Source organism: Microbispora sitophila (assembly GCF_014892245.1).
Classification (GTDB): domain Bacteria; phylum Actinomycetota; class Actinomycetes; order Streptosporangiales; family Streptosporangiaceae; genus Microbispora; species Microbispora siamensis.
The window spans coordinates 24,960-49,503 of the sequence record NZ_JADBGC010000005.1; the positions used below are offsets into that span (position 1 = coordinate 24,960).

At 71.1% G+C, this 24,544-nt stretch carries 19 protein-coding genes, 2 tRNA genes and 1 pseudogene; 6 read left to right on the forward strand and 16 right to left on the reverse strand.

The genetic code is table 11. From position 1 onward, the window contains the following. Nucleotides 1–35: 35 nt before the first annotated feature. Nucleotides 36–1,268, forward strand: a complete 1,233-nt coding sequence (locus IL992_RS10295) for a DUF5685 family protein (RefSeq protein WP_193203113.1) — start codon at nt 36–38, stop codon at nt 1,266–1,268. 75 nt (nt 1,269–1,343) lie between these two features. Here IL992_RS10295 and IL992_RS10300 read toward each other — a convergent pair. Continuing rightward, nucleotides 1,344–1,544, reverse strand: a pseudogene (locus IL992_RS10300) (P1 family peptidase); the annotation flags it as partial. Nucleotides 1,545–1,761: 217 nt separating this feature from the next. Between IL992_RS10300 and IL992_RS10305 the strand changes: the two are divergent. Further along, complete coding sequence (locus IL992_RS10305; protein WP_193203114.1) at nt 1,762–3,366, forward strand: hypothetical protein; 1,605 nt, start codon at nt 1,762–1,764, stop codon at nt 3,364–3,366. A gap of 42 nt (nt 3,367–3,408) precedes the next feature. Here the strand turns inward: IL992_RS10305 and IL992_RS10310 are convergent, their stop codons facing one another. The 10 genes from IL992_RS10310 to IL992_RS10355 all read right to left on the reverse strand — a co-directional run bounded on the left by IL992_RS10310 (nt 3,409) and on the right by IL992_RS10355 (nt 14,086). Continuing rightward, a complete protein-coding gene (locus IL992_RS10310) occupies nt 3,409–4,464 on the reverse strand; it encodes a mechanosensitive ion channel family protein (RefSeq protein ID WP_193203115.1) in 1,056 nt (351 codons plus the stop codon). Between the two features lie 44 nt (nt 4,465–4,508). Then, nucleotides 4,509–5,447 carry a tripartite tricarboxylate transporter substrate-binding protein gene (locus IL992_RS10315; protein ID WP_193203116.1) on the reverse strand — a complete coding sequence of 313 codons (939 nt, stop codon included), beginning with the start codon at nt 5,445–5,447 and terminating at the stop codon, nt 4,509–4,511. Between the two features lie 169 nt (nt 5,448–5,616). After that, entirely contained in the window at nt 5,617–7,434 is a 1,818-nt protein-coding gene (glmS, locus tag IL992_RS10320) for a glutamine--fructose-6-phosphate transaminase (isomerizing) (protein WP_193203117.1), read from the reverse strand. 8 nt (nt 7,435–7,442) lie between these two features. Further along, nucleotides 7,443–7,718, reverse strand: a complete 276-nt coding sequence (locus tag IL992_RS10325) for a hypothetical protein (protein ID WP_079319166.1) — start codon at nt 7,716–7,718, stop codon at nt 7,443–7,445. 106 nt (nt 7,719–7,824) lie between these two features. After that, nucleotides 7,825–8,514: a hypothetical protein gene (locus IL992_RS10330; RefSeq protein WP_193203118.1), complete on the reverse strand. Its 690-nt coding sequence runs from the start codon at nt 8,512–8,514 to the stop codon at nt 7,825–7,827. A 151-nt stretch (nt 8,515–8,665) separates the two neighbouring features. Then, nucleotides 8,666–9,259: a hypothetical protein gene (locus IL992_RS10335; RefSeq protein WP_193203119.1), complete on the reverse strand. Its 594-nt coding sequence runs from the start codon at nt 9,257–9,259 to the stop codon at nt 8,666–8,668. A 425-nt stretch (nt 9,260–9,684) separates the two neighbouring features. Continuing rightward, nucleotides 9,685–10,530, reverse strand: coding sequence for a hypothetical protein (locus IL992_RS10340; RefSeq protein WP_193203120.1), 846 nt, complete (start codon nt 10,528–10,530; stop codon nt 9,685–9,687). 562 nt (nt 10,531–11,092) lie between these two features. Then, nucleotides 11,093–11,965: a hypothetical protein gene (locus tag IL992_RS10345; RefSeq protein ID WP_193203121.1), complete on the reverse strand. Its 873-nt coding sequence runs from the start codon at nt 11,963–11,965 to the stop codon at nt 11,093–11,095. Nucleotides 11,966–12,086: 121 nt separating this feature from the next. After that, the gene (locus tag IL992_RS10350) at nt 12,087–12,929 is read right to left on the reverse strand and encodes a hypothetical protein (protein ID WP_193203122.1); all 843 of its coding nucleotides are present in this window, start codon (nt 12,927–12,929) and stop codon (nt 12,087–12,089) included. A 461-nt stretch (nt 12,930–13,390) separates the two neighbouring features. Then, nucleotides 13,391–14,086: a type 1 glutamine amidotransferase domain-containing protein gene (locus IL992_RS10355; RefSeq protein ID WP_193203123.1), complete on the reverse strand. Its 696-nt coding sequence runs from the start codon at nt 14,084–14,086 to the stop codon at nt 13,391–13,393. A 132-nt stretch (nt 14,087–14,218) separates the two neighbouring features. On the opposite strand from IL992_RS10355, the gene IL992_RS10360 reads away from it, so the two are divergent. Beyond that, nucleotides 14,219–15,151 (forward strand): LysR family transcriptional regulator, encoded by a 933-nt coding sequence (locus IL992_RS10360; RefSeq protein ID WP_193203124.1) that lies wholly within the window; start codon nt 14,219–14,221, stop codon nt 15,149–15,151. A 135-nt stretch (nt 15,152–15,286) separates the two neighbouring features. Here the strand turns inward: IL992_RS10360 and IL992_RS10365 are convergent, their stop codons facing one another. Next, nucleotides 15,287–15,850 carry a DJ-1/PfpI family protein gene (locus IL992_RS10365; RefSeq protein WP_193203125.1) on the reverse strand — a complete coding sequence of 188 codons (564 nt, stop codon included), beginning with the start codon at nt 15,848–15,850 and terminating at the stop codon, nt 15,287–15,289. A 188-nt stretch (nt 15,851–16,038) separates the two neighbouring features. Between IL992_RS10365 and IL992_RS10370 the strand changes: the two genes are divergently transcribed. Both IL992_RS10370 and IL992_RS10375 read left to right on the forward strand, forming a co-directional pair. After that, nucleotides 16,039–16,110: transfer RNA gene (locus tag IL992_RS10370), tRNA-Gly, on the forward strand. Between the two features lie 25 nt (nt 16,111–16,135). Then, a tRNA-Val gene (locus IL992_RS10375) sits at nt 16,136–16,210 on the forward strand. A gap of 623 nt (nt 16,211–16,833) precedes the next feature. Here IL992_RS10375 and IL992_RS10380 read toward each other — a convergent pair. The 4 genes from IL992_RS10380 to IL992_RS45985 form a co-directional block, all read right to left on the reverse strand. Beyond that, nucleotides 16,834–17,556, reverse strand: coding sequence for a hypothetical protein (locus IL992_RS10380; RefSeq protein ID WP_193203126.1), 723 nt, complete (start codon nt 17,554–17,556; stop codon nt 16,834–16,836). A gap of 115 nt (nt 17,557–17,671) precedes the next feature. After that, entirely contained in the window at nt 17,672–20,188 is a 2,517-nt protein-coding gene (locus tag IL992_RS10385) for a molybdopterin oxidoreductase family protein (RefSeq protein ID WP_319018460.1), read from the reverse strand. Nucleotides 20,189–20,452: 264 nt separating this feature from the next. Further along, a complete protein-coding gene (locus tag IL992_RS45980) occupies nt 20,453–20,692 on the reverse strand; it encodes a transposase (RefSeq protein WP_319018461.1) in 240 nt (79 codons plus the stop codon). A 3-nt stretch (nt 20,693–20,695) separates the two neighbouring features. Next, nucleotides 20,696–21,262, reverse strand: coding sequence for an RNA-guided endonuclease InsQ/TnpB family protein (locus IL992_RS45985; RefSeq protein WP_319018462.1), 567 nt, complete (start codon nt 21,260–21,262; stop codon nt 20,696–20,698). Nucleotides 21,263–21,558: 296 nt separating this feature from the next. Here IL992_RS45985 and IL992_RS10395 point away from each other — a divergent pair, with 296 nt between their 5' ends. Further along, nucleotides 21,559–24,474, forward strand: coding sequence for a helix-turn-helix transcriptional regulator (locus tag IL992_RS10395; protein ID WP_193203128.1), 2,916 nt, complete (start codon nt 21,559–21,561; stop codon nt 24,472–24,474). The last annotated feature ends 70 nt before the right edge of the window (nt 24,475–24,544 follow it).

Consider the following 24,544-nt stretch of genomic DNA (forward strand, 5'->3'; position numbering starts at 1 on the left):
GATCCCGTACGCATGACCCCCCAAGGAGTCTCTGGGTGTTCGGGATCCTCCGGCCGTGTGCCCGCCACTCCTGCCCGTCCGTCCACGAGGCCTGGCGCGCACACCTGTGCGGGCTCTGCCTGACGTTGCGGGACCGGCACGGGCATCTGGCCCGCATGGCGACCAACTACGACGGCCTCATCCTGTCCGTCCTGACCGAGGCCCAGTCAGCGGCCCGATCAGAGGCTCAGTCACGGGCGGGGGCCGCGCCGAACCGGCGGACCGCGGGGCCCTGCGCGCTGCGCGGCTTCCGGTCGGCGGAGGTGGTGCGGTCGGACGACCGGGGCGCCCGCCTGGCCGCCGTGGTCTCGCTGGCCCTCGCCTCGGGCAAGATTCGCGACCACGCGTCCGACGGCGACGGGATCGCGGCCCGGCGCGTGGCCGGCGTCCCGATGCGCGCCACCGCCGCCGCCTGGGCCTCGGCCGCCCGGCGCGGCGCGGAGTCGATCGGCTTCGACACGGCCGTCCTGACCGAGGTCTCCGCCCGCCAGGCGCTGCTGGAGGCGTCCCCGGGGCGTGGCCTGCTCGAGATCACCGAGCCCACCGAGACCGCCGTGGCCGCGGCCTTCGCACACACCGCCGTGCTCGCGGGCCGGCCGGGCAACGCCGAGGGCCTGCGCGAGGCCGGTCGTTTCTTCGGCCGGCTCGCCCACCTGATCGACGCCGTCGAGGACCTCGCCGAGGACCGGGCCCGCGGGGCGTACAACCCGCTGGACGCGACCGGCACCTCCCCCGCCGAGGCCCGGCGGGTGTGCGAGGAGGCGCTGCACGGGCTGCGCCTGGCCGTACGCGATCTCGACCTGGAAGAGCGGCACCTGGTCGAGGCGCTGCTGTGCGGCGAGACCCGCCGCGCCGTCGACCGGGCGTTCGGGCCGCGCGCCCACGGCGCCGCCTGCGCGTCGCACCGTGCGCAAGCCGACCGTGCGCGAACCGAGGGAACCTCCCCCGCGCCACCCGAGGATCCGCCGGGGCCCCTCGGGGAGCCGCCGGCCGGGCCTCCTGGGCTCGGGCTGGCGGTGGTGGCCGGGGTGGCGGTCTTCCTGACCTGCGGGCTCTACCGCCCGCCGTGGAGCGAACACCGGGACTCGCCGTGGACCGAGCGCTGCTTCTGCGACGGCTGCGACTGCTCGGGCTGCTGCGACTGTTGCGACTGCTGCTCGTCGTGCTCCGACTGCTGCTCGGGCGACGGGTGCTGCGGGGACGGCTGCTGCTGCGACTGCGGCTCCTGACACCCGGCACCTGGCGCCCGGCGAGGATTCGGTGAGCAGCGCGTCGGCGGCTCGGAACACCGACAACGTGGCGGTCAGGACGACGGGTGACTCCAGGACGCCGAGTTCGTCGACCTGGGTCGAGCCGACCAGCTTGCCGTACCCGTTGCCGGAGTGGACGGCCGCCGGCAGCCCTCGCCGCCCGGTGGTCAGCTGGCGGGGGACGACGGCGGTGACCCCGGTATGGATGTCGGCGCCGTCGTGCCGTGGTGTGACCCACCAGAACGCCTTCGACATCGGTGATCGCGTTCAACGGCCCGGTCGTCCCCGCGACGAAGACCACGTCATTGTCCAGGGAGGCCCGCGGTCTCCTCCAGCCCATGCGGGACCCGCTCACACCGTCGTCCTTCGGGGAACAGCTCTCCGTCGCGGTGGTCGCTCTCGTGCCGTACGCGGCGAGTCACCTCGCCGGTGCGGCGGCGGCCCATTCGAAGATCGGCGATATCGTCGGCACATGGGAAGATCGCGGCCCCCTTTCCGCCGGCTCACCCCCGCCGAGCGACGGCTCTGGGACGCCTACCCCACCGGCGCCTGGGTCGACTTGCGCCATGGCCGGGAGACGGACTCCTCCTCCGGCGGCGCATGGGGTTCAAGAGGCCTGTGGGGCCGCTCCCGAGTCGTCCGGGCGGAGGTGATCTCCACCCTGGTGCTCGACCGGGGCACCGGCGGATCGGCCCGGGTGCCGGGCGTCCGGCTCGCCGGAGCCCGGATCGTCGGCGACCTCAACCTGTCCGACGCCACGATCGAGGCGAAGGTTCACCTGCTCGACTGCCACATCGCCGGAACGGTCTCGCTCAACGACGCCAGGACCAGGGGCGTACGGCTGCGGCGCTGCGACATCTTCCGTTTCCGGGCCAGCCGGGCCAGGGTCGACGGCCTCCTCGACCTCGACGGATCGGTCGTCCACGCGGGGGTGCGCCTGGACAACGCCCACGTGACCGGGCAGCTCCGGCTCTCCGGCACGCGGGTGGGCACCCCCGGCGGGGCGCAGAACCAGGGCATGCCGCCCGGGGCGTCGTCCCTGGAGCCGCCCCTGGAGCCGACCCGGTGGAACGGACCCGAGGGATCGGAGGAGCCGCGGACCTGGGAGTCGGTCGCGCTGTGGGCCGGCGGGCTCGTCGTCGACGGCAGCGCCTTCTTACGCGACATGCGGGCCACCGGCGGCCTGCGGCTGATCGGCGCCCGCTTCTCCAGCGGGCTCTACCTCCAGGGCGCCGTCGTCACCGCGGACGCCACCCCCGCCCTGCACGCCGACCACCTGCAGGCCGCCGCGGCCGAACTCGGCGCGGGTTTCACCGCCCACGGGACCGTACGGCTGCGCGGCGCGCGCATCGGCGGGGTCCTGTCGTTCCACGGCGCGGTGCTGCGGGCGCGGGGCCGGGTGCTGCACCTGAGCCACATGCAGGCGGACGAGCTCATCCTGCTGCCCGAGTCGATCGAGGGCGAGGTCAACCTCGGCTACTCCCGCTTCGGCGTGCTGTTCGACCGTCCGGAGAGCTACCCGGGCGACGTGCGGCTCAACGGGCTGACGTACGAGTCGCTGCGCGGGCCCGCGACCCTGGCGGACCGCCTCTCCTGGCTGCGGCGCGATCCCGGAGGCTACCGGCCCCAGCCGTACGAGCAGCTGGCCGCCTACTGCCGGCGCATCGGGCACGAGCCGGACGCGCGCCGGGTGCTGCTGGCCAGGCAGCGGGCGCGGCGGCGGACGCTGCGGCTGCCCGGGCGGCTGTGGGGCCGGCTGCTCGACCTGCTCGTCGGGTACGGCTACCGGCCCTGGCTCGCCGGCCTGTGGGCCGCGCTGCTCCTCGCGACGGGCACGGCGGTCTTCACGCAGTGGCCGCCCCACCAGATCGGGCTGGACGAGTCGCGCCACTTCAACGCCTTCGTCTACACCCTCGACCTGCTCGTGCCGGTGAGCGTGTTCGAGCAGCGGGGCGCCTGGGAGCCGGCCGGATGGACCCAGTGGCTGGCGAACGGCCTGATCGCCGCGGGCTGGATCCTCGCCACCGCGCTCATCGCGGGTGGGAGCAGGCTCCTGCGGCCGTCCAACGCCCCCTGACCCCGTCGCTCACGGCCCGGTTCGAGAGGGCGGATGAGACGATCAGCGCGCGGGGGCGTCGACGCGCAGGCGCGGGAGGCTCTCGGGGTACTTCTCGCGGATGAACCCGACCAGGTGCTCGCGGATGTCGCAGCGCAGGTCGAAGGCGCTCGCCGAGTCGGCCGCGCTCATCAGGGCGCGCAGCTCGACCAGCCCCTCGGGGGTGATGTCGGTGACCTGCAGGGTCCAGTCCTTCTGGTCCCACAGCGGGTTCTCCCGCAGCGCCCGGTAGAGCTCGGTGCGCACCTCCTCGACCGGGATCGACCAGTCCACCCGCAGGTACACGCTGCCGAGGATGCGGCTCTCGTGACGCGTCCAGTTCTCGAACGGGTTTGTGGTGAAGTAGGACACCGGCAGGATGAGCCGCCGCTCGTCCCACAGCCGCAGCACCACGTACGTGAGGGTCAGCTCCTCGATGCGGCCCCACTCGTTCTCCACCACGACCACGTCGTCGAGCCGCAACGCGTCGCTGAAGGCGAGCTGCAGCCCGGCCAGCATGTTGCCGAGCGTGGACTGGGCCGCGATGCCGCCGACCACGCCGGCGATGCCCGCGGAGGCGAGCAGCCCCGCGCCCAGCGCCCGCACCTGCGGGAAGGTGAACAGCATCGCCCCCAGCGCGAGCACCACGACGACCGCCGCCGACACCCGGCGCACCAGTGCGATCTGGGTGCGGATGCGCCGGGCCCGGCGGTTGCGCTCTCCCTCGACCCGGGTGAGCCGGTCGAGGACGACGTCGGTCACCGCGTACGCCGCCTGGATCATCAGCCAGGTCACGCAGGCGATCAGCAGCAGCGCGAGCACCCGCTGGAAGCCGTGGGAGTCCGACCCGGGCATGTCGGGGTCGTAGGCCGCCTTGACGGTGCCCACCACGGCCGAGGCGAAGCCCGGCCAGGTGCACCGGCGCACGAACGGCCCGGCGAGCGGCCACCGCTCCCCTATCAGGCGCGATTTCAGCACCCGCCGGACCAGCTCCACCGCGACGATCGCGGCGGCCACGGCGATCGCCAAGGTCACCCAGTTCCACGCTGCCGCTGTGACGGCGCCCCCTGTCGTCGTCATGGCGTTCCCTTTGCCCTTTACGGGTACGCCGAAAACGGATGAATTCAACGGAGTCCGAGATCATTGAGGAGCAGGGCCGTACGGCGCGCCTCGCCGACGAGCCATTGGCGGAAGTCGTCACCGTCGAGCCACATCAGCGTCCAGTCGTTGCGGTCGCACAGGCTCCGCCATCCCGGAGTGTCGGCGACGGCCCGGCACAGGTCGAGCAGGGCGTCCCGCTCGGGCGTGCCGCGCGGGGCGATCAGCCCCGTCCAGTCGGCGTACACGATCCGCACGCCCGACTCCGACAGCGTCGGTGCGTCCACCCCGGGCAGCCGCTCGGCGGAGGAGACGGCGAGCGGCCGCAGGCGTCCGGTGCGCACGTGGGGGGCGACCTCGCGCCTGCTGCCGAATCCGAGCGCGAGCCGCCCGTCGAGGACCGCGGCGACGGCCTGCGCCCTGCTGTCGAACGCGACGTAGTCGAGCAGGCGGGGGTCGGCTCCCAGGCCCTGTGCGGTCATGCCGAGCAGCAGGTGCTCCGGGCCACGGTCGGCGCCGCCCGCGACCCTGAGCCCTCGGGGGTCGCGCAGCAGCGCGGCGGCGAACTGCTCGAACGTGCGATAACCCGAGTCGGGTGAGGCGACCAGCACCTCCCACTCCCCCGCCAGCCGCGCGAGCGGGACCGCCCTGGTCACCAGGAGCGGGTCGCGGCCCAGCGCGCAGGCGGCGAGCAGCGCGGGATCGGCGATCACCAGGTCGGTCCGCGGCCCGCCCGGCCGGGCGAGAGCCGTCCCGCCGTCGCCGGCCTCCCGCCTGATCCGTACGGCGCGGGCCCAGCCGCGCCCCTCGACGAGCGCCTTGATCCCGGCGGCGACGCCGTCCCCGCATCCTCCGGGCGGGCCCGGGACGGCCAGGGAGAGCTCCCTCCGGTGCGGCGGCGCCTGGACGCCGCACGCGCCCGCGAGGGCCAGGACTCCCAGGGCGAGGACCGTACGGCGTCGCATGTCGGCACCCTCCTACCCGAAGAGTCCCTTACACGCACAGACTATGAGTAACTACACCATGTCACCACATAACGGACGTTACGGCTGCGGTGATTGATGCGAGGGGCACCCGGACATGCCCGTACGGCCCGCGCCGGGCGGGCGCGGGCCGTACGGGACGAACGGGGTCCTACTCGACGGTCACGCTCTTGGCGAGGTTGCGCGGGCGGTCGACGTCGCGCTCGAGGGCGACGGCGGCGTGGTAGGCGAACAGCTGCAGCGGGATCGTGAGCAGGATGGGGTCGAGCTCGACCTCGTTCTTGGGCACCACGATGCAGTCGTCGGCCGCCTCGGAGGTGCGGTGGCCGACCATGAGGATGCGCCCGTGCCGGGCCCGGATCTCGCCCAGCGTGGTGAGGTTCTTGTCCAGCAGCTCGTCGTCGGGGACGATCGCGACCGTCGGCAGCTCGGGGCTGATCAGCGCGAGCGGGCCGTGCTTGAGCTCGCTCGCCGGGTACGCCTCGGCGTGGACGTAGGAGATCTCCTTGAGCTTCTGGGCGCCCTCGCGGGCCACCGGGTAGCCGCGCACCCGGCCGACGAACATCATGCCCGGCGAGTCGGCGTACTTCTTCGCCAGCTCCCTGATCCGGTCCTCCAGCGTGAGGATCTCCTTGATCTGCTCGGGCAGCCGGCGCAGGCCCTCGCAGATCCTGCGGCCGTCGGCAGGCGACAGGTCGCGTACGCGGCCGAGGTGCAGGGCGAGCAGCGCGAACGCCACGGCCGTGGAGGTGAACGCCTTGGTGGAGGCCACCGAGACCTCGGGACCGGCATGCAGGTAGATGCCGCCGTCGGTCTCCCGGGCGATGGCGCTGCCGACGGTGTTGACGATGCCGAGCACCCGGCCGCCCTTGCGCTTGAGCTCCTGCACGGCGGCGAGCGTGTCGTAGGTCTCACCCGACTGGCTGATCGCGACGTACAGCGTGTCGGGCTCGACGACGGGGCTCCGGTAGCGGAACTCCGACGCGGGCTCGGCGTCGGCGGGGATGCGGGCCAGTTCCTCGATGAGCTGCGCGCCCATCTGGCCGGAGTAGTACGCGGACCCGCAGCCGATGATCTTCACGCGGCGGAAGGAGCGGGTCTCGCGGGCGTCCATGTTGAGGCCGCCGAGATGGGCGATGTGGAACCGGTCGTCGATACGGCCGCGCAGCGTGCGGGCGACGGTGTCGGGCTGCTCGGAGATCTCCTTGAGCAGGTAGTGCTCGTAGCCGCCGTTGTCGTAGTGACCGGCGTCCCAATCGACGGTGAACGGCTCCTTGGCCGTCTCCCTGGCGTCGCTGGTGAACGTGTTGAAACCGTCGGCATTGATGACCGCGAGCTCGCCGTCCTCCAGGTGGACGACCTGGCGCGTGTAGCGGATGAGCGCGGCGACGTCGGAGGCGGCGAACATCTCCTTCTCGCCGAGGCCGAGCACGATCGGGCTGCCGTTGCGGGCCACCACGATCTCGCCGGGGCGCTGCGCGTCGATGACGGCGATGCCGTACGTGCCGACCACGCTCTTGAGCGCCCGCAGGACGGCCTCCCGCAGCGAGTCGGTGTCCTTGACCAGGCGCCCTATGAGGTGCGAGAGCACCTCGCTGTCGGTCTCGCTCTCGAACTTCACGCCCTCGCCCTCCAGGCGGCGGCGCAGCTCGTCGGCGTTCTCGATGATGCCGTTGTGCACGACGGCGATCCGCTGCTCCTGGTCGAGGTGCGGGTGCGCGTTCACGTCACTGGGCGCGCCGTGCGTGGCCCAGCGGGTGTGGCCGATGCCGATCGTGCCCTTGAACTTCGCGGGTACCGCCGCCGCCAGGTCGGCGACCCGGCCCTTGACCTTGCGCGTCTTGAGGCTCTTGGCGTTCACGACGGCGAGGCCGGCCGAGTCGTAGCCCCGGTACTCCAGTCGCTGGAGACCTTCGAGCAGGATGGGCGCCGCATCCTTCGGCCCGACATAAGCGACGATTCCGCACATAACCGCTCCTATCCGTAAACGATCCGCCGGAGCTGGCGCAAGGTCAGCTCCGGTGCCGCGACACGTCTTCCCGCGAGCTCGGCGGAGATTCTGGGAAAGATCTGGTCGTTGGTCAGCCCCCTCGACTTGAGTTCGCCGTGGCGGCGCCGCACGTACTCTTCCGCGGGCTCGCCGAAGTACGTCAGAACGTCGGCCACCACGCGGGCCGCCTCACCCGGCCCCAGTGAGGTGGTCCGGGTGAGGTGGCCGATCAGATCCTCGAAGGGATGCCGTGCCGTGGACACAGAGCAGGACCCTAACGCAGCACTGATGCCGACTAACAAGTTTCCTGCCCGTTTTCGGGCAGGATCAGTCCGGAGATCGCCCTGCGCGCCACCCCAGCGCGCCTTCTCACACGTCCACGGCGATGTCGGCCACACGAAGCGACATGACTGTGGGGTCATCGACAAGAGTCAGCAGGTCCGCGGGCCACCCGCTGAGGACGAAGCCGTGGACGCCACGAGCGGGCACAGTTTTCAGCTCGTCCAGATTCAGTCCGAAGGCGGTCAGCGCCTTCTCGTCACCCGGCCCGAGCAGAGAGATCCAGGTCTCAAACTCCCGGGTGTACGACGGTTGCACTCGCGACGAGCACCAGGCGTCGAAGCCCCGGGAGTCGCAGTACGTGGAGCCGTCCCAGGAGAGGGGTTTTCCGTTCGGCCCGGTGGAGAACAGCAGCACATCCGGCGTCCTGACGGTGATCTTCCTCACCTCGGGCTCGGGCAGCGGCTCGCGCAACCCGACGACCACCTCGACCTTCACGGACGGGCCGAGCGACCGCAGCACACGCTTCACCTGCCGTCTCTCGTCCTCGTCCTGCAGCGGGTCCGCGGTGAGCTTCACAAGTGCGCCCGTCAGGCTCCACCCGCTCAGGTTCCTCGAGACGTCCGCCGCGCCCTCGGCGTCGTCGAGCCGAGTGCTCCACCCCCCGTATTCCGAGCCCGTGGAGGGCGACGGCCGCCGGGCTTCGACTGTGGTCCAGCCCTCACGGTAGTCGTCGCCGGCTCCGCCGAATTGGACCACGCGGTAATCGGGATTCGTCACCGCCAGGAGATTCCTCCACACAGCGACCGCCTGCCCGTCACCCGCGCGCGCGGAGCACCCGCCGATCCCGGCCACGAGCATCGCGATTATGGCGACAGGAAGAATCAGTGGCCGCTTCCTGTGTGTTCGCCCTTTCATCGGCGCCTTCCACTCAGTGCGGTACGCGATCGGGGTCGGGCACCGCCTCGACGATGTAGACGTTGCGGACGTCAGGCTTCCTCAGCAGGCTCAAGAGGTCTTCCCCCGTCATCCAGTTGACGACGAATCCGTACACATGGCCGTCCGCGGCGGCGTCGCGGAGAACCTTCAGATCAAGACCGAGCCTGCGCAGATTGTGCAGGTCGTCATCGGCCAGCGAGCCGACCCACTGCTGGAACTGCTTCGTCGCGGAGCTCTCGTCGCAATCGTCCAATCCACGTTCGGCGCAACCGCCGAGAGCCGACCAGAAGACCGGCTTCGCCATGGTTGGAATCAGCGGCGACATGAAGAAGTACTTGTCCATGTCCTGCGGACCGAAGCCATACGGCTTCATCTCCTTGACGAGCTCCGGCTCGGCGACCGGCCTCGCCAGTTCCACAAGAGCCGTCGCCCGCACCGCTTTCCCGAGCCCTCCGATCTCTCGTTCCGCCGCTTTCCTCATGGCAGGATCCACCCCCTTGCCGCCGGCGAAGCCCCACAGATACCTGGTCATATCCGTGTCGGGGAACGAGGGAACGGAGGTGAGGTCGCCGAGCACGTTCTCCATCACGTCCTGCCGGCCGTTCGAGTCACCGGAAGACTGCCGCTCGAAGGACAGAGGGAGAGTGGAGGGAGAACAGTCCATTCGGAGGTTGTAAGCGCATTCGATACTCCGGGTGGGCGACCTGCGTCGCATTCCCGAGAACCGCCAGCATCCGCTGCGCCCGCCTCTCGGACGTCGAAACGAGCCACACGGCGACCCCGGCCAGCGTCACGCATATCGCCAGACCGATCAGGCCGATCGCGCGCATAGTCTGAGTCCTCCCGAATGGCTGATCCATCCAAAGGGCGCTACTGACAGCCACCAGAGCGGATTCCGCGCGCCGGCAAGCTGGCCGATCAACAGATCATCCAGCCATGGCGCCGGTTGGTCTCCTCCCCCCGACGAGTGCGATCACTTCGCCAAAAACGCAACAGGGCTCCTGCAGGCCTCTAGGGGCAGGGTTCCTTCTTGGGACAGGGCCACATCCCCGTGACCCATACTCCCAGCACATTCTTGTCACGGATCATCTCACGCACACGCGTCGGCGACGATTCCGTGATGACTCCATAAATCAGCCCATCCACGGCCGCCTTTCTTAATTCTCCCAGATTCAAACCAAACTTGCGCAGGATTGCTTCATCGGCACCACCGAGTCGCGCGACCCAGCTCTTGAACTGCTCGACCGATGACCATTCCACGCATCGAGAGCCTGGCGCGCATCCCTCATCGCCGTCCCAATAGAGCGGCGATCCGGATTTCCGGGATCGCGACAGAAGCACGCGCTCCGGAGGCCCGTTCTCCACACCAAGTGCCTTCTCCGTCATGGGCTTCTTGAACTCGATGATCGCTTCTACCGTCAAGCCCGCCGGAAGGCTCTTCACCACCCAGGCGCTGCCGTCGCCCTTCGCCCCCGTGCCGAAGCCGGCTCCCGTCCCAAGCCCGAGAAGCGCACGGGAAATCGAATCCTGTGACGGGCTCGGCACCTCGACGACTCCCCCTGCCGCATCCAAGGTGACGACATAGGAACTTGGGGAGAGACGCACCGGCCCCCGGTAACCCGACCATAACTCACCTGTCGGCCCCATCCGGTGACTGTTCCCGCGCGACTCCTGGTGCCAGTTCCGTAGGTCTAGCCGACGTCCGGGGTTCGTTATCGCAGCCGCGGCCTTCACGACCAGCTCCGCGTGCCCAAGAGACGGCACCGACGGCCGCGAAGCGCTCGAGGTCCCTGAATCGCCACAGGCACTGGTGGCCAGCAGGGAGACGACGAGGGCGCTGAGCAGACGGACCCGCATACAGATACTCCTCATGAAATTCAGAACGACTCAGGGCGAGGCGCGAGGGCGCCTCGCCCTGGTTCAGTCAATCACAACTACTCGACTGCGGTGCCAGTACCACACCCAGTTGCCGTTGAGAACGATACTCTTCAGCGCTACGTTTCCCGGACCCTTTCTGAGATGGAACTTACCGGCGGATGTCTGACGGTAGCGATCGACAGCCGGCGCTCTGGCAGCAGTTCGCCACGGCAGAATCATTCGAGACCCACATCGTGGTCCGGAGCGCGATTTTTCTTTTCGAGAACGGCGGCCAGCCGGGGGCGGAGGAGGCCGGTTCTGCCCGGTGTGCAGGGCACGGTCGACGACGCATGAGGCCCACGCTTCGGCGGTCGAAAACTGCAGGCCCAGCATCACGGTGGCGGCGCCCCTGCCGCGGGTGGCGCCGGCACTGCGGGGCCCGGAGAGTTCTCACCTCGAGCCATTCAGCCGAATTCCGATGAGTGGAAGGCCGTGAAATCCCTCGTTCTTTTACAGAGGCAGCGGGGTCCCACCGCTCCGAAAAGACCGGAGGACACGCTGGTCAGTAACTGCGCGGCAACGGCACGACCACCTGATCTTTATCGCGAACAGGTGTGATGTCTGCGATGCGGGCCGCCTTCACCAGCGGCCCCGCTACGCTGGGCCGCACCACCTCGGGTTGGCCGTAGACGATCCATCCGTAGACGAGCCCAGCGGAGGCAGCGGATCGTAGTCGCGACAGATCGAAACCCATCGTCTTGATCATGATGGCATCATCGTCCCTCAATGCGGCCACCCAGCTGCGGAACTGGGACATCTGGTCAGTGTCGTCGCATTGGGGTCGATCGCGCTCCTCACAGGCCAGGCCGCTGGGCCAGTACAGGGGCCTCGTTCTCCAGCCGTCAAGGCCCGGCCGCGTCATGGGTCTCAGAGGCGACAGGATGAGGTCCAGCGACATCAGGAAGGTGGTCTTCTTGAGCTCCTCCATGCGCATGGGGTGTTTCAATTCGACGACCACCGTCACGGTGACGTTGCTCGGCAGCCGGTCGAGGAGCACCTGGGCGTTGTGTGACACCTCGGGTGCGGCACCGAAGAGGAGCGGCGCCATGTCCGTGTAAGGCAGATGCGGAAAACGAACCTCACCCGAGTCCTTCCGTACGACCTCGAACACCTGCTGCATCGACGCGTCAGGGACGGATCTCGGTCGCACGAACACTCCGACGGTGATCTCACCGCCGTTCACCGAGGGTCCGCCGTACCAGGGCTCCACCACGTACTCGGGATTCGCGATCATCATCCCGGTGGTCAGCACCTCTTCCACGTGGGCACACATGGCCGACGAGCACGGCACCGCTTCGTCCAGGGAGGATCGCGCCATCATCTCCGGTGAGACGTCACAGCTCGCGATCGTGATCGCGACAGCCATCATGGTCACGGCGCGTCTCAAGGTTCCCATCACACCCTTGGCCCCCTTGCACGCTCCCGGAAGTATCGGCGCGGGAGGTGAAAGTCGACTTTATTCCGCGGCGAGGATTCCGCGATGCGCGAGGACCAGCTCAAGGACACGCTTCCTTCTTACGGCACGGCCACATGTCGACGATCCACAGCGATCGCACATTTCGATTCTTCTTGAATTGCCGGATGACTTGCGGCGACGCCTGCTGGATCAGGCCGTAGATGCGACCCTCCTTAGCGGTGACGCGAAGGGCGTCCAGAGAGATGCCAAATTTGTCTAAGATAAGCCTGTCCTTCTCGGTCAACTGCCCAACCCAGGCCCGAAACGTGTCGATCGCGGAATGGCTGTCACAGTCGCGCCGCACAGAGGGTGCGGGGCACTCGATATCCCCTCCCCAATATATCGGCCGACCACTTCCGGATCCCCGCGACAGAAAATATCGGTTGGACTGGTAGTTCCAAGCGAGCTCTCTCTCGGACATCGGGATTTCGAACTCCGCTACCGCCCGCACCCGGATACCCGCCGACAAGCGAGGTAGGATCCAGTCACTTTCGTCTCCCGCGCCTCGACCGAAGTTTCTGAGCGCGCCGTCCAGCCTACTGAAAGGGAGTTTCGATATATCTCTGACGTTCCCGCTGTGGTCCAGAGTGACCGTCAGAGGATGGTCGATGTCCATGACCGGTGTACTGGCCTGGTAATATCCCGACCACTCCTCCCCGGACACCCTGAATTCGTAACCGCCCGGGATCCGCTGAAGCCTGGAGTCACTGACCAGCAAAGGCGTACCGGGATTGCTGATCACGATGGCGCCACGGAGAACGGTCACCAGATGCGCCGGCGAAAAATCCCCGCTTGATCGGGGCAACGGCTTCGAGGTCGCCCCGCAGGCGATGCTCATGGCTAGGACGGCCACCATCGACGCGCATATCTTGATGCACTTCACGACTGTCCCTATCGTCAGATGTGACGTGGGTCGTGGTGACACCGGAGACTCACTCCGATGTCACCACGACTATCCAACAGTCCGGACTGTCGCCACTGGTAGGCTCCCCGTCGCGAGCACCGCCACGACCAGGGCGGCTACCAGCGCTTTGCCCCTCCCCGGTCACCGTGCGGAAACCGTCGGTAATGCCAGGAGAACGCTTCGCGACTTTCTCACCAATACCCCGTTCGCGAGTATGCGGGATGTCACGTGAACTTGTATCAGCAATACACTGGTACGCACAACACCTGGGCGAACAATCTAGATAGAGCCCCGGCCCGGCGGCAAACGTCGTCGAATTGGGGAAATCTGAATTTCCCACAAACGCCCCTGCCGGTCGGGAGATCCCCTGCCAGGCAGTGTCGCGACCGCCCGCGGCAGGCAGTGCCACGACAGGACCAGGGCCGGGGTTGGGGTCGGGGTCAGCTCAGCGTCTTCAGCAGCGCGGCGGCCAGCGGGGCGGACGAAGCCGGGTTCTGCCCGGTGTGCAAGGTGCGGTCGACGACGACGTGCGGCGCCCACGGCTCGCCGGCGGAGAAGCGCAGGCGCAGCGCCACCAGCCGGTCCTCCAGCACCCACTCCATCCGGTCCGCGAGGCCGGCCTGCTCCTCCTCCGCCCTGGTGAAGCCGGTGACGCGGTAGCCGGCGAAGGGCGAGGTCCCGTCACCGTCCGCGGTGCCGACCAGGGCGGCCACACCATGGCAGACGAGGCCAAGAGGCGTGCCGGACCCGATCGCCGCGGTGAGCAGCCGGGCCGAGTCGGCGTCGGACGCGAGGTCCTCCATCGGCCCGTGCCCGCCCGGGTAGAACACGGCCGCGTACTCGCCCGGGTCGGCCTTCTCCAGAGCGATCGGGCGGCGTAGTTCCACGGCGGCCTCCAGTGCCGCGGCGGCGGCGTCCGCACCCTCCTGTCCCCCGTTGAACTCCGGCGCCAAGCTGGCAGGGTCGACCGGCGGCACGACACCGCCCGGGGTCGCGACGACGACCTCGTACCCCGCCTCCGTGAACGCGCGGTACGGCGCGAGGAACTCCTCCGCCCAGTAGCCGGTGGGGTGCGAAGTTCCGTCGGCCAGCCTCAGACGGTCGGCGCCGGTCATGACGAAAAGGATCTGTGCCATTTGCGGTAGCTCTCTCGACGGGCCTCGGCGCGTACGCGAGGCGCGGTGAGCCGGCGGCCGTTGGCGGCTCGCCGGCGGCGACGATCCGACAGTAGGTCGCCATCCCATCAGAGGACCAATAGCTTTGCCACTATGACCCATCAAGAATCCGATGAGCGGGTCCCCGATCGCGGCCCGCTGGACCTCACGCTGCTGCGGACGTTCCTCGCCGTGTACCGGGCCGGTTCCCTCACCGGCGGGGCGCAGCTCCTCGGGTTGTCCCAGCCGACCGTGACCGGCCAGATACGCGGCCTCGAACAGCAGCTGGAGCGCCAGCTGTTCGAACGGCTGCCCCGAGGGGTGGCGCCCACCCCGGTGGCCGACGAGCTGGCCGCACAGGTCGCCGGGCCTCTCGACGCACTGGCCGCGGTCGCGGAGCGGGGCCTGCCGGGAAGCGATTCCTCCGAGCCGGTGCATCTGGGCGGCCCCGCCGAACTGTTGTGCGTGCGGGTGCTGCCCGTCCTGGCGCCGCTGGTGGATCGGGGCGTACGGCTGCGGGTGACCACCGGTCTCGCCGACGACCTGCTCGACGGGCTTCGCGCCGGACGCTTCGACCTGGTGCTGTCCGCCGTACGTCCGCGCGGGCGCTCGGTCGTCGCCGAACCGCTCATGGACGAGGAGTTCGTCCTGGTGGCCGCACCGGCCTGGGCCGCGCGGATCGGTCCCGTCGGCTGCGACGATCCCGGCCCCCTGCGCGAAGTCCCGCTGGTCGCCTACGCCGAGGACCTGCCCATCATCCGCAGGTACTGGCGGCAGGTGTTCCACACGCGCCCGCCGATGTCACCGTCCGTGGTCGTGCCGGACCTTCGCGGGGTGCTGGCCGCGGTCGCCGCCGGTGCCGGGATCAGCGTCCTCCCCCGCTACCTGTGCCTTCGTGAGCTGCGCGCGGGGGAGGTCGTGCCGCTCCTCGACCCCGGCGACCCGCCTATCAACACCCCGTTTCTCGCCCGCCGCGCGGGCGCGCCGGAGCGCCCCCATGTCTCCCTCGTCCGGGAGGTGCTGCTCGCCTCGGCGCGCGAGTGGTAGCCACGCCCGAGTCCGGCGGCGGGCCCGGCGCCGGCGGCCCGCACGGGCTCGGCGAACGCGGCGAGCACCGGGCGGGGTCACAGGCGTTCGGGGGGCGGATCCGAGGAGAGCCGCCCCCGCCGGTCAGCGTGGCGATCAGGTCGCCGGGGCGGCGGCGCGCAGCACCTTCATGAACTCGCGCATCCACGCCGGGTGGTCGGGCCAGGCCCGCCCGGTCACGAGGTTCTGGTCGACGTGGGCCTCGCTGTCGACCCACGTGCCGCCGCCGTTCTCGACGTCGAGCGCGCAGGCGGGGTACGCGCTGCTCTCGCGGCCCTTCAGCACCCCGGCGGCGGCGAGCACCAGCGGCCCGTGGCAGAGCGCGGCGATCGGCTTGCCGGCGTCCGCGAAATGGCGCACGATCTCCTGGACGTTCCGGTCGCCGCGGATGTACTCGGGGGCACGACCGCCGGGGATCACCAGCGCGGCGTACTCGTCCGGGTTCACCTCGGAGAAGGCGACGTCGGCCGCCCAGGTGTGGCCCGGCTTCTCGGTGTAGGTGTCGAAGCCGCCGACGAAGTCGTGCACCACGAACTGCAGCTTCTTGGCGGACGGCGCCGCGATGTGCGCCTCGTAGCCCTCCTCGAGAAGCCGCTGGTACGGGTACATCACCTCCAGGTCCTCGGCCGCGTCGCCGGTGATGATGAGCACCTTCGCCATCGCGTAACCCCCTCCTGCGTACCGTTGCCGCCTCATCCTGCGCGCGGCCTCCCCCGCAGGTCAACGTCTCGCCCCGCTTCGGTCACGTGCCGCGTGGGCGCCGGGGATTGAAGGCAGTTGGCACCGGCACCCTCCGGGATCCGCTAGAGTTGTTCACGCGTCGCCGGGAGAAACCCCGAGCGATGGCTGCGGAAGTGGCTCAGTGGTAGAGCATCACCTTGCCAAGGTGAGGGTCGCGGGTTCGAATCCCGTCTTCCGCTCGGAGCCCGGACGAGATCCGGGCACGGACGATTAGCTCAGCGGGAGAGCGCTTCCCTGACACGGAAGAGGTCACTGGTTCAATCCCAGTATCGTCCACCAGCCACAGAAACCCCGGCCGAGGCCGGGGTTTCGTCGTTTCCCCACCTGGTCACATCCGGCAGCGGACACGAGTCCGGCGTGGGACGGCAGCCCCGGACCGTCGTGGAAGCCGGTCGCCTCGCGATCGCTCGACCAGATCATCGCCCAGGGCGGCCCACTCCATAGGCCGCGGCCACAACGCGGGAAGTGCTCTCGGCCCTCGTAGGACTCGGGCAGCGCCCAGTTCCTCTATTCGGAAGCCGACATGAAGGAGAACTCGGGCGGCCGAATTCTCGAATCCCACAGCCATCCGCCTGACGTCCACGGACGGACGCGCCCGGGCCTGCGCGGACCTCCAGCCGTTCTGTGATCCGCGGCGGCGCCGGCCGCCGAATGCGGCCGGCGCCGCCGAGAAATCGCGGCACGGCGCTCGCCTTTTCCGGCGAGCCATTCCCGCCACCACCGGTACGCCCCCGCCATGAGCACCGGTATCACGATGGGCACGGCCGATCCCTGCCGGTCGCCGGCACCGAGATAATCTTCTATCAATTACCCCCACGCCGACACAATCCATGCAACCGGAAATCATACAAGACTTGTCTAGATTTCCTCTTAATGGCGGACTTTGTCGGCCTTTTCCCGGACTACCAGGACGGGACGACGAGAACCTGCGGCGCGGCCTGGCGCATCCGGGTACGCAGCCAGAGCAGTTGGACGGCCGTCTCGGCGGCGCAGTGCCGGGCGAGGTCGAGCAGTTCGTCGTCCCTGAGCCCGCGGGCGGCCTGCGCGACCACGCTCCACGACAGGTCGCACTCGGTGGCGAGCAGGTACAGGCCGTGCAGGTCCCGCAGCAGCGCGAGGCCGCCGCCGTCCCCGCCGCCCCGTCCCGGTGTCACGCGGGGGCGCCGTGGCGCGCCGGCGTCCGCGCCCTCGGCGACCGCCCGCTCCCGTTCCACGGCCCCGCGGACCACCCGCTGGAGGTCCGCCGGCTCCAGGCCGGCCGGGTCGAAACCTCCGCCGTCGATACTCGCGGCGTCGAACCCTCCGGCATCGAACCCTCCGGCGTCGTACCTCCCGGTGTCGAAACCCCCGGCATCGAACCCCCCGGTGTCGAAACCCGAGGTCTCCAGGCGCGGCACCTCCAGCCCCGGCGGCTTGACGCGATCACGTCGGCCCCCGGAGCGGTATCGCCGCTGGAAGGGCGCGAGCCGCTCGGCGTGATCGTGGCACTGCGCGGCCAGGCGCTCGCAGACGCCGCACAGGTCCGGCTCACGGGGATGGCCGCGCCGCAGCGCGCGGAACCCGGACGACAGCCTGTGCTGCGCGCGGGACAGCGTCTCCAGGTAGCGCGCCAGATGCTCGGTCACGGATCGTCCCACCCGCGGGCGGCGTCCCCCCAAGCGGTGCGTGTGCCTGCAAGGGCCATATGTCGTCGCTTCCTTCCGGTAGGCCGACCCACCTCATCTCCGGCGATCGCGGACGTCAGACCTCCTCGTACCGTTCCGGCGCCTCCCCTCCCCCGGCCGCGGCCGTCACCTCGGGCCGCGCGGTCACGCCACGGCCGAGGCGCGTGGCGGCGGCCGAGTAGAGGCCCTCCCCCACGGCGGCGTCCCCGCGCCGCCCGGCCTTCACCAGCCGGACCGCCGCCGCCGTGCGCAGCGGCCTGCGGGACACCGGGTCCCACGCGGTGAGCGTCAGCTCCGCGGCCGCCCACGTCACGGCCTCGTCCTGCCCGTCGAGCGGCAGGAGCACGACGCCCGGGCGTACGCCCGACAGGCGCGCGACGGCATCCAGCACGCCGAGGGGCGACTCGACCCGGACGAGGTCGCCGTCTTCGACGCCGAGCGCCGCGGCGTCGCCGGGGTGGAGCTCCAGGTGTGGCTGGGCCGGGAACGGCTCGGACGGGGCGTCGCCACGACGAGCCGGCCGGGCCGGAAAGCGGCGCGGCGCCGGACGGGTGGTGAGGACGAGGGGGTGCGCGTCGTCGGCGACCTCGGGAGACGGCTCGAAGTCGGCCGCGTGGAGGAAGGCGCGTCCCCCGGGGTTTTCCGCGCGGTATCGCTCCTCGCCGTACTCGGCCCCCGTGGCGAGGTCGGCCCCGAACGTCTGGCAGTGCCCCGGCCCGGTGGCGAAGCGCCCCCCGGCGTACAGACGCTCAACCCCGTGGGAGCTGGACGGCAGGCAGGGCCACTGGACCCCGCCGGCCCGCAGCCGCTCGTAGGTGATCCCGGTGTGGTCGCACGGACGGCCTCTGGAACACGCCTTCCACGCCTCGAACGCCGACTCCGCGTCGGTCCAGTGCACGAGCGGCCGGCCGTCCCGGTCGCGCAGGTCCATCCGCCGCGCGTAGTCGAGCAGGATGTCGAGGTCCGTCCTGGCCTCCCCCGGCGGCTCGACCGCCTTCTCGCACAGGTGCACCGTGCGGTCGGCGCCGGTGACGGTGCCGGTCTTCTCGCCCCAGGCCGCCGCCGGGAGCACCACGTCGGCCAGCAGCGCGGTCTCGGTCAGGTACGGATCCTGGACGACGACGAACAGGTCCTCCCTCGCGAGGATCCGGTCGAGGCCGGGCACCGTGGCCGCCGGATCGGACGCCGTGATCCACAACAGCCCGACCGAGCCCTCCTCGGCGTACCTGAGGATCTGGGTCGCGTGCGTGGCGGGCCCCCAGTGCGGGATGACGGCGGGGGCGACGTTCCACAGGTCCGCCAGCTCGCGCACGTGCCCCGTGTCGGCCCAGTTGCGCAACCCGGGCAGGTCCGCGGCCGAGCCCGCCTCCAGCGCGTCGCACCCGGGCCCGCCGAGCTGGAACAGCCCGGCCCCCGGACGGCCGAGCATGCCGCGCAGCAGGTGGACGTTGTTGACCTGGCAGGCGGCGGCGGTCGCCTGGTTGGAGCCCAGAAAGGCCTGGCCCACGGTCGACACCAGCCGTTCGGCCGCACCCAGGATCTCGGCGGCCTGCTCGATCTGCCCGACCGGCACCGCGCAGATCTCCGCCGCCCGCTTGGCGGGGTAGGCCTCGACGACCCGCCACAGCCGTTCGAACCCGACGGTGTGCGCGGCGACGTAGGCCGCGTCGTGCCAGCCGCCCGCGATCAGCTCGTGCAGCAGTCCGTTGAGCAGGGCCACGTTGGTGCCGGGACGCACGGCGAGGTGAACGTCGGCCTCCCTGGCCGCCGCCGTCCCCTCCGGGCCCACCGCGATCATGGCGGGCGGTCTGGATCCGAGCCGGCGGTCGAGCATGCGCTCCCACAGCACGGGATGGGTGGCGGCGCAGTCGTGCCCCCACAGCGCGAGCGCGTCGCAGTGGTCCACGTCGGTGTACGAGCCGGGCTGGCCGTCGGTGCCGAAGCTCGCCGCGAGCGCGGCAGCGGCCGCCGCCGCGCCCCAGCGGGTGTCGCCGTCCATGTGCGGGGTGCCGATCCCCGCCTTGCCGATGACGGCGAGGGTGTAGTGCTCCTCGAGGAACAACCGCGGGCCCGTGTAGAAGGCGAGGCGGCCCCAGCCGCCGGGACGGGCGAGCAGTTCCCGCGACCTCGCGACGATGCGGTCCATCGCGGCGTCCCATGTCGTCTCGACCAGCCGCCCGCCCGCACGCACCCCGCCTTCACGAACCCCGCCTTCACGAACCAGGGGGCAGGTCAGCCGGCCCGCGCGCGGCTGCCAGGCGTGCCACTCCCGGGGGTCGAGCCTGCCGTGGTTGACGCGGTCGCCGGCCCGGCCGCGTACGCCCACGACCCGGCCGCCGCGCACCGCCAGGTCGAGGGCGTCGCCGTTGGAACCCGCCGCGGAGACGGCGGGAACCCAGCGCTCGGCGTCCGGCCCGGCGACGCCGTCCTCCGGGAACACGTCCACACGCACCGGCCAGGGGCTGCCGAGGCGGATGACCGGGGGAAGCGCGTCGCGCATGTGGCTCGGCAGGGCCGCGGCCAGCCGTTCCACCGCGTCGGGAGGCCCGTACGGCGTGCGCCGCCCCCTGGGATCGGCGATCCGGTCCAGCACCTGGCACCTCCGCGGTGACGATGTGTGAACGAGGCGTCCCGTACCCGGTGCCGTGCACCCCTGATCCCGGTATCGCCCGAACTGACCGGTTCCTTTTCGAATACTTTCCATAGGGTGTCAATGTCGGACCGGTCTCCTCCAGAGGTCCCCTGATCTGTAAAGTGCACTTACTGAGTGTTGTCGGCGCGACCGGCGGGGGCGGCCCGCGCGTTCGCGTGTGGGGTGCGAGTGACTCCTCCGTTCCCGGCAGGGAGCGGCTTCTCGCTAAGCCGCTTCCGCAGCATCGCGAAGGGCAAGCCCTGCCCTGAGGATGTTGATCGCCGCGTTCACGTCGGCGTGTGCGGTGTGGCCGCACGCCTGGCATTGGAACCGGGCTTGTGTGACGCGGTTCTCCTTCGCGCGGTGCCCGCAACGCGCGCAGGTGCGGGAGGCGCCGGCGGGCTTCACCGCGATCAGCTCGCGACCGGCGCTTTCAGCCTTGTACGCGAGTACACGCAGGAACACCCCTCAACCCGCGTCCAGGATGCTCCGGTTCAGCCCCGACTTGGCCGCGACGTTCCGCGCAGGCTGGACGATCGTGCCCGACGCCGAGCGGATCATGTTCGCGATCCGCAGGTCCTCACGCACGATCACGTCATACGCGTGGACCAGCGTGAGCGCCTGCTTGTGCGCGTAGTCCAGGCGCTGCCTGCGCACCTTCGCGTGCAGGGCCGCCACCCGGGCCACCGCCTCACGGTGCCGCTTGGACCCCCGCCTCTTGCGGGCCAGATCCCGCTGGGCCGCCGCCAGACGGCCGGTGGACGCGGCCAGGTGGCGCGGGTTGGCCAGGGGGGCACCGTCACTGGTCGTGGCCAGCGAGGCCACGCCCAGGTCGATCCCGACGGCCGCGCCCGTTCGCGGAAGCGGCTCGGCGGGCACGTCGTCACAGGACAAAATCAGATACCAGCGGGCGCCTTCCCGCTTGACGCCGATCGTCTTGACGGTGCCGACCACACGGCGGTGCTGGTGGACCCGGACATGCCCGATGGCGCCGACAAAACCGGAGACAGGAAGCGCGGAATCACCGGTCCGCACCAGCAGGCCGCCTCCTCCGCGCGAGTTGGGTGGACGTGACCTCCTGGTATGTCGACCAGACCAATCCCGCCAGCCTGCGGCCAGGACGGCCGCCCGCGGTCCCCCGCACCACGTGGCACCTGATGTCATACGCGCGCTGAAGGAGGCGCGCACCTGACGAGTCACACGATCACCATAAAAAGCACCGTCCATCCAATCCACCGGTGAAAGGCATCCGCGATGAGCCCAGAGAGAACACCAGACAGGGACGGCATTCCCCCGTCGCCTGAAGGCGACGGTCCCCTGCCGAGGTTCTGATGGACGGACGTACGGCCGGTCCGGTCGTCACGGGCACTTCCGCGCCACTCGTCGGACGACAGGACGCGCTGACCGCGCTGCGGGGCGCGATGGCCGCGAGCCGCCGCGACGGGTTCCAGTTCCTCGCGCTGGTCGGCGAGCCGGGCGCGGGCAAGACACGGCTCCTCGGCGAGCTCGCGGCGATGGCCGGCGGGGACGGCTTCACCCCGCTGTGGGGACGCGCCGCCGAGTACGAGCAGATGCTTCCCTACAGCGCGCTGGTGGACGCGCTCGACGACCATCTCGACGCACGCCGGGAGGAGGTCGTCCGGGCCGTGGGGTCCGGGCAGGCCGCTCTGCTGTCCGGCGTCTTCCCCGGGCTCGCCGCCGACGGGGGCCCGGCCGGCGACGAGCCCGCGCTGGCCGACGACCGCAGCGGCCTGGCCCGATATCGGCTCTACCGGGCCGTACGGCACCTGGTGGGCGCGCTGGCCGGGCCCACCGGCCTGCTGCTGGTCCTCGACGACGTCCACTGGGCCGACGACGGCACGCTCGAGTTCCTCGACCACGTCGTGCGGCATCCGCCCGCGGGCCCGGTGCTGATGGCGGTGGCCTTCCGCCCGGCCCAGGCCGCCCCGCGCGTGGCCAGGCTGGCCGCGGCGGCCGGCCCGCGCGGGCACGAGGTCGCGGTCGGTCCCCTCAGCGCGGCGGAGGTCCGGCAGTTCCTCGGCCCCGACGTCAGCCGGGGACGCGGCATGGCGTTGTACGAGGCCAGCGGCGGAAACCCGTTCTACCTGGAGGCGCTGGCCCGGATGGGCGGCACCGACGTGGCCGAGCTGCCGCCGACCGTGCTCGCCGCGCTCCGGATCGAGCTGGGCGACCTGTCCCCCGGCGCGCTGCTGGTGGCCCAGGCCGCCGCGGTGGCCGCCGACGAGTTCGAACCGGCCGTCGCCGCCGTCGCCGCCGAGGTGCCGCCGGCCGCCACGCTGGCCGCGCTGGACGAACTGGTCGAGCGCGACATCGTCCGCAGCGCGGGCGGGCGGTTCCGCTTCCGCCACCCCCTCGTGCGGCGCGCCGTCTACGAGTCGGCGGCCGCGGGCTGGCGCCTGGGCGCGCACGCCAGGATCGCGGCCCACCTGGCCGAGCTGGGCGCCCCGGCGACCGTACAGGCCCACCACGTCGAGCATTCCGGGTCGTTCGGCGACCAGCGGGCCGTGGAGGTGCTGGTGGCCGCGGCCCGCGCGGTGACCGCGCACGCGCCGGCCACCTCGGCGCACTGGCTGCAGGCGGCGCTGCGGCTCATGCCGGACGACGCCGCGAACCGGGAGGACCGGCTCGCCCTGATGCTGGAGCTGAGCTGGGCCCAGGGGATCAGCGGCAGGCTGGCCGAGGGCCGCGACACCGCCCGCGACCTGCTGCGCAGGCTGCCCGAGGACGACTACCCCCGCAGGGGCCGCGCGGCCCGCGTCTGCGCGCTGATGGAGCGCCAGCTCGACCGCCCGCAGGAGGCCAGGGCGCTGCTGCTCGACGAGCTGAGCCGCATGCCCAACCCACGGGCGGCCGCCGCCGTGCCGATGCGGATGCGCCTGGTCGCCGAGAGCATGATGCGGGTGGACTTCCGGGCCGCCCAGGCCGTGCTCGACCTCATGCCCGACAGCGCCGACGACTGGGAGCCGGGGCTCGCGGTCGCGGTGGCGGCGCTGCGCCCGATGCCCGCCCTGGCCGCCCGCCGTACGGACGACGCGCTGCGCTACGCCGAGATCGCCGGCAAGCTGCTCGCGGACGCGCCGGACGAGCACCTGTCCGAGTGGCTGGACGCCATCGCCTGGCTGTGCTGGGCCGAGTCCTATCTCGGCCGGTACGGCGAGGCGCTGCGGCACTTCGATCGGGCGGCGGCCGTCGCGCGGTCGACCGGGCAGACCTACATCCTGACCAACCTGCTCGCGGGCCGGGCCAAGACGCTGGTGGCGACGGGCCGCCTGGCGGAGGCAAGGGCTACCGCGGAGGAGTCCGTCGAGGGGGCCAGGCTGCTCGACTCCGGACAGCAGCTCGTCTTCGCGCTCACCCAGGTCTGCCTGGCCGAGTCGTGGAGCGGTGACGACGAGGCGGCCCTGCGCGCCGGCGAGGAGGCCGTGCGGTGCGGCGTCGGGGCGGGCGAGACCTGGGAGGCCACGGCCCGCTACGCGCGGGGACAGGCCCTGGTCAACGCGGGCCGGTACGCCGAGGGCGTCGAGGCGGTGCTGGACGCGTGCAACCGGTTCGAGTCGCCGCGGGTGGACCCGGGGACGCTGCTCCAGGCGTGCGAGACACTCGCCTACGCGGACGCCGCCCGGGAGACGGGCACTGAGGCCGACCCGGAAGGGGCCGCGCGGGCGGCGCAGTGGGCGGCGCTCGCCGTGCGGCTGGAGGAGCCGCGCCTGCCGGCCTACTGCGGCTTCGCCGCGCTCGCCCGATCGCACGCGCTGTCCCGTCAGGACCCGGGTGCCGCCGCCGAGGCCGCGGAGGAGGCGGCCCGCCTGCTGACCGCGGGCGAGCGGCGGCTCGACGCGGGCCGGGCCCTGCTCGCCGCCGGGCTCGCGCGTCTCGCGACGCCGGGCGGCCGGAGCCGCGCCAGGGAGCATCTGCGCGCCGCGGCCGAGGTCTTCGACGCCTGCGGCGCCCGCGCGCTCAAGGCGCGCACCGAGCGCGAACTGCGCCGCCTCGGCGTACGCGTGGGCGGCGGCGCGACCACGGCCGCGGGCGGGGAGGCGGCCAGGTTCGGACTGTCGCCACGGGAGCTGGAGGTGGCTCTGCTGGTCGCCGAGGGGCTGACCAACCAGCAGGTCGCCGAGCGGCTCTTCCTCAGCGTCCGTACGGTGGAGACGCACCTGTCGCGGATCTTCGCCAAGCTGGAGGTCACCTCCCGGGTCGGCGTGGCGACCGCCCTCACGCGGTGAGTGCCGGTAAGTACGGGTTTTCCACGATGCCGCCGGTACGGGTGGTCCTGCGATCGTAAACCCCGGCAGA